Raw genomic sequence first — 1,523 nt, 5'->3', positions numbered from 1 at the left:
GGCCGAATGGGAAGCGCGTCCCCTGCGGGAAAAAATTTCGGACTGGCTGGCCAGCAGGCTGCGCTCCCAACTTTGAGCCCTGGCTGTCATTGCGTGCAATCTGCGCGAAAACTTCCTCGATACCCACTTGTAAACGGGTTACAAAGAAATTTCCTACCACAGAGACCAGCAGTGACTTTGGACAAAGACGACGTGTGTCTAGCGATCGGCACCGACGTACTGGTGCGCAGACGCCTGCTTCAAAGCGTCAATGTGAACCTGACGGTTCATGCGGTTTCGCTCGACGCTTAGAAGCTCTTCCTCACAGGTAAGGCCGTTCATGAAAAGCTTTAGGACGTGGGATGCGAGTGTCCGTGCCTGCGGGCTGCTGGGCGGGATTCCCCGCTCTTCGCAGGAGGTTCGGCAGACGCGGGCAAGCATCTCCACTTCGTCGGGCATGACGACTTGGCCAGGAAACAACATGGCTCCCTTTTCTCCCTCAAATGTGCCTTGGATGCTGGACCATGACTCTGCGCGCATCTGGAGTCATTAAGGAATGATAAAGCGGGCGAAGTTGGTCTGAATTGGTACCGTCTTTTTGCGGAACGTTCGCGGACCACCTCGAATGTTCGGAAGGCGGCGATCGTTCCTCGCGAGCGGGTTCTTTTCCTAGCCTGAAATCCGGAACATCAAAGGTCACCCGGCACTGGGGCGACTGACATCTGATCCTCTGGCAGAAACGTCACCTTGCCTGCGGGCACGATCGAGGAGAAGGTCAGACTGAAAAGCAGCACGTTTGCAGCGTCGGTTACATGCATCATCCACGTGTGACCACCTCCAACTAGCTCGCCGCCCAAGTCAGCCAGCATGGTGCCCATTGCTCTAACCGCCTCAGTTCGCGCGGTATGCAAGTCGGGCAATTCCGTCCCCTCTACATCCGGAACCAGGGCGCCATCATCGACGTGAAAGTGATAGCTAGGCATTGAAGATCCTCCTGATTGGAGGCCCAAACTTCGCATTCCCCTTGATGTTCCGCCGCTGCAGCGGCCTGCAGCGGCCCAGGGCTGCGAATCCAGGTTAACGGGGAAGTTGACCGAGGATTGAGGCGAGGTAGTCGGGGCTCCATCCGGCCTTTTTGCGCCTCAGTTTGATCGACTGCCTGTCGTTGATTGCCCGGACGAGGTTGAGGGCAAAATGGCGGACGATGGCCATGTTGTGGGCGCCATGGCCCTTTCTGAGCCGCGACTGGTCGTCCTTGAAGACGACATCAAGGGTCCAGTGCAGGGCATTCTCGATCCGCCAGTGGCCGCGCACGGCGTGGGCGGCCCGTTCGGCGGTGAGGTCGGCGGAGGCGATGAAGTAGCGGGTATCGAAGCGGCTCCTGTCCTTATGGCAATCCGGCGACCGGAATTGCGGCGGCGCTGCGGCAAATGCGGCAGCACCAGCCGAATCTGGAGCGACGTTCGCTGATCGCCACTCATTTGCAGACGCCGAAGATTGCCGGCATCCTGACAACCCTTCGTCGTTAGGTTCCGGCGCGACCT

The 1,523-nt window shown here is 58.8% G+C and carries 2 protein-coding genes; both read right to left on the bottom strand.

The window, feature by feature from the left end; genetic code table 11:
- Positions 1-668: 668 nt before the first annotated feature.
- Entirely contained in the window at positions 669-962 is a 294-nt protein-coding gene (locus tag LB536_RS30985; RefSeq protein WP_224599158.1) for a DUF6894 family protein, read from the bottom strand.
- Positions 963-1,056: 94 nt separating this feature from the next.
- Positions 1,057-1,523 (bottom strand): ISAs1 family transposase (locus LB536_RS30980; RefSeq protein ID WP_224599155.1); only part of this gene is annotated, 467 nt, incomplete at its 5' end.

The sequence above is a fragment of the Mesorhizobium sp. ES1-3 genome (genome assembly GCF_020164795.1).
In the GTDB taxonomy this organism is placed as follows: domain Bacteria; phylum Pseudomonadota; class Alphaproteobacteria; order Rhizobiales; family Rhizobiaceae; genus Mesorhizobium.
This window is presented reverse-complemented; position numbering and strand designations above follow the sequence as displayed.